Genomic DNA, 3,586 nt, shown 5'->3' on the forward strand with positions numbered 1-3,586 from the left:
AACCGACAGCGTATTCATTCGACCATTGGATATCTTGCTCCAGTTCAGCTTGAAGAGCAGTACTGGCTTAATCTAGGACAACCGATGACTCTCTAACTTAACTGTCCACTTTTTCGGGACAAGGTCAGTACAGCGTTCGGATGGAAGCATAATTGATGTGAGTCTCAATGTTCAAGCTGTTTACGACCAAGATGGAAATGTCATTCAAAGTCGTTCTAGCTGGCGAGACATCACGAGCCGTAAGCGACTAGAACATCAGCTTGAAGCGAGCAATGCTCAACTTGAGGAGAGAGTCGCTCGACGGACGATGGAACTATCAGAGGCTAATCAAGCCTTGGAAGAGCAGATAAAAGTACGTGAACTAGCAGAAATCGAGCGTACAAAAAGTCAACAACGCTTGCAGTTGGCCTTAGAAGGCTCAGGTGATGGTCTTTGGGATTGGGATATTACTCAAGATAGAATTTACTTTGGACCTCGTTACCAAGTGATGCTTGGCTATGAAGTCGGAGAATTAGAGGGGGGACTCAGCGTTTGGAAAAACCTGATTCATCCTGAAGATCGGCCCTGGGTCATAGACAAGCTCAGAACTCATCTGGAGGGTGACGGTTTTCCCTACGCCTTTGATTACCGAGTTCGTATGAAATCGGGAAAATGGAAGTGGATTGCGAACTTTGGCAAGGTCGTGCAACACGATGACCAAGGTCAGCCGATTCGCATGACGGGCACTCACCGAGATATCAGTAATCGCAAACAGTCAGAGTTAGCCCTGCGTCACAAAGAGGCGTTTCTGAGCAGTGTTTACGATGGAACAGAGGAAGGGATTTTTGTAATTGATGTCCGAGGAGAGCATGACTTCCGTTTCGCGGGTCTCAATCCGACCTACGAACAGTTAACGGGGCTACGATCTTTTGAAATCAAAGGAGCAGTTCTGGATGAAGTTCTCTGTCCTGCAGTTGCCAAAAGTCTGAAGCATCGATATATAGAATGTATTGAGATGGGCGAGACTATCAGTTATGAAGAGACTCGCTTCAGAAACAAGCAGAAAGTTTACTGGCTCACCAGCTTAACGCCATTATTTGATTCGCACTCACGGGTTTACCGGATTATCGGTACCAGTATTGACATCACACCCCGAAAGCGAACAGAGCAACAGTTGCAGCAGGCCCATGATGAATTAGCAAGCTCCAATCTAGAGCTAGAACAGTTTGCCTACGTTGCATCTCATGACCTTCAGGAGCCACTCCGGAAGATTACGAGTTACTCTGAACTGCTGGTTCGGCGTCACGAGGGTCAGTTTGATGAAAAATCTGATAAGTACCTGCGTTATGTTGCAGAAGGGGCAACCCGAATGCAAACGTTAATCCGAGATTTACTTGCTTATTCTAAGGTCGGGCGCACAGGGATTGAAAAGGGATCAACAGACCTGAGCATTATTATGAGTCAAGTCACCACAGATTTAGGAGCAGTGATTGAAGAGAGTCATGCAACGCTCGATATAGACCGATTGCCTACAGTTTATGTAAATTCAACGCTTATCCGGCAGCTCTTGCAAAATCTAGTTGGCAACGCGCTAAAGTACCGAACAGAAGTACCGCCTCACGTGCAGGTGAAAGCTGACTCCACGGAGGACGGCTGGACTTTTTCCATTGCAGATAACGGTATTGGGATTGCTCCCGAATTTAGAGAACGAATCTTTGTTGTATTCCAGCGACTTCATCACCGTAATCAATACACGGGTACCGGGATTGGTTTATCGATCTGTAAAAAGATCGTCGAATTCCACGGCGGTCACATATGGCTAGAATCTGAGGTGGGCCAAGGCTGTACCTTCTATTTCACGTTACCGCAGGAAGTTCTGAGACAGGATGCCTGTCCACATCTTGCCACAGCAATGGCCCATTGACCTTCGAGGGCATTGCATCGATTTTCTGGTGAAGCCGATCAGAACGACATCAATCACAATTCTTTTCCTGAACAGCTCAGGCGTCATCGGTGATCTGAACCAGATGGATGTGCTTGTACCCCAGCTTGATTTCAAACTCATCTCCGGTTTGTAGTTCCATCTTCTCGGTATAGGTAGCCCCGATCACAATCTGCCCATTCTTGTGAACTTTGACCCGATAGGTGGCCTCTCGCCCTCTACCATCGCCATTAACTTCACCATCTAGAGAAATGCCCTTGGCCTCCAAGATGGCACTCATAAAACTACTTAGGTTGACTCGCCCATCGATCTCATAGCCACATTCCTTTGCTTTTTCACGTTTAGAAAGGTGGGATAAGCTTTTGATCTTGTTGAGTAGTTCTTTGCCGACTAAGGGCTGAATGTCTTGTTTCTTTGCTGCTGTTTTCTTCGCCATCAATGCTGAATGCCCTTGATTGAATTGAGTCGGAATTGATTGTAGACCAAACTAGGGATATAGCTTAGCAAAATCCCTAATTCTCACGGGGTCTGGCCTTATTGACCTTGAGCGTTCGGCCCATCCATTCAGCCTGATCGAGTTCAGCGATCGCTTTTTCTTCTTCAGCATCAGAACTCATATCTACGAAAGCAAAGCCTCTGGGCCGTCCGGTCTCGCGGTCTGTTGGGACGTGGGCCTTTTTTACGGTGCCGTATTCAGCGAAGACTTCTTGAATGTCGTTCTGGGTGGCGTCGTAAGAAAGATTGCCAACGTAAATTGTCATGGGTAAGGCTTGAAAGAAACTTCAGATTTTTAGGCTACTATATTCAGTGTATTTTTGGAATCAAGCGCCATAAATAGTTGAAAACCTATACTTTTTAACCTTTGCTTAACCCCATTCTAGTAGTCTTGTTCAATACCATCACTACCTCCAGAAACCATACATATCTGGAGGTATTTCTTCAAATCTTTTGAATAGAGGTATAGACGAATCTGTGTAGCCTATTTCCTGTCTTTCTGTTTGCATCTGCAATGACTTTTTGGTTACCAAGACCATTTACCATTCTAGTCCTATCCTCTACGAGGCTTGAACTTTCTAGCTTTGAGGGTTTTGCCCATCCATACTGATTGGTCAATCACTGAGATTGCATCTCTTTCTTCAACGTCAGTACTCATGTTCACGTAGGCAGAGGCTCTTGGCTCTTCTTCCGTTTCGATGTCTGCGGGTGTACTGATCTTCAAAACGCCAGTGACGGTACCATGCTCTGCAAAGATTGTTTTTAAGTCATCTTGAGTAACATCGCCAGGTAAGTTGTCTACAAAAATGCTCATAGAAAATGTTTCAGACGACTCTAGCTGGGAGGGCATCAACGGTCAAATATAAACATGAAGATTCTCCGTGAAGCGCATTTATATAGACCATTTTGAGAGCATCACATCAGAGTTAGAACAGCGAAAAAAGAAAATACAGTCTGCTCTAAAGACATGGAGAACTAGCTCTGATTCTCAAGAGTTGAGATGAGTCTATGCTTCATTAATCCGCATGGGTCAAATTACAATTTGGGTAGTCCTAAATAGGTAAGGATTGATTGTAATGGTGAATAAAGTACCAAATAGCACCGATATGATTCTCTAGCTTTTTGGAGAATGACAGTGTCTTGCGCACCAATCTTGAGACGCGTTGGCGT

Annotated in this window: 4 protein-coding genes and 2 pseudogenes; 2 read left to right on the forward strand and 4 right to left on the reverse strand. The window is 45.2% G+C overall.

Annotated elements, in window-relative coordinates:
* Positions 1-130 precede the first annotated feature (130 nt).
* Together C1752_RS30145 and C1752_RS30150 are read left to right on the forward strand one after the other, a co-directional pair.
* A pseudogene (locus C1752_RS30145) lies at positions 131-250 on the forward strand (PAS domain S-box protein); the annotation flags it as partial.
* A gap of 57 nt (positions 251-307) precedes the next feature.
* Positions 308-1,903, forward strand: coding sequence for a sensor histidine kinase (locus tag C1752_RS30150; protein ID WP_339373462.1), 1,596 nt, complete (start codon positions 308-310; stop codon positions 1,901-1,903).
* Positions 1,904-1,979: 76 nt separating this feature from the next.
* Here C1752_RS30150 and C1752_RS27835 read toward each other — a convergent pair whose 3' ends face one another.
* The 4 genes and pseudogenes from C1752_RS27835 to C1752_RS27850 form a co-directional block, all read right to left on the reverse strand.
* On the reverse strand, positions 1,980-2,357 hold the full coding sequence (locus C1752_RS27835) for an AbrB/MazE/SpoVT family DNA-binding domain-containing protein (RefSeq protein WP_110989290.1): 378 nt from the start codon (positions 2,355-2,357) through the stop codon (positions 1,980-1,982).
* A 76-nt stretch (positions 2,358-2,433) separates the two neighbouring features.
* Entirely contained in the window at positions 2,434-2,682 is a 249-nt protein-coding gene (gene rbp, locus C1752_RS27840) for an RNA-binding regulator (RefSeq protein WP_110989291.1), read from the reverse strand.
* Between the two features lie 287 nt (positions 2,683-2,969).
* The gene (locus C1752_RS27845) at positions 2,970-3,230 is read right to left on the reverse strand and encodes an RNA recognition motif domain-containing protein (RefSeq protein WP_158535252.1); all 261 of its coding nucleotides are present in this window, start codon (positions 3,228-3,230) and stop codon (positions 2,970-2,972) included.
* A 238-nt stretch (positions 3,231-3,468) separates the two neighbouring features.
* Positions 3,469-3,586 (reverse strand): annotated as a pseudogene (locus tag C1752_RS27850) (IS1 family transposase); the annotation flags it as partial.

The sequence above is a fragment of the Acaryochloris thomasi RCC1774 genome (assembly GCF_003231495.1).
Classification (GTDB): domain Bacteria; phylum Cyanobacteriota; class Cyanobacteriia; order Thermosynechococcales; family Thermosynechococcaceae; genus RCC1774.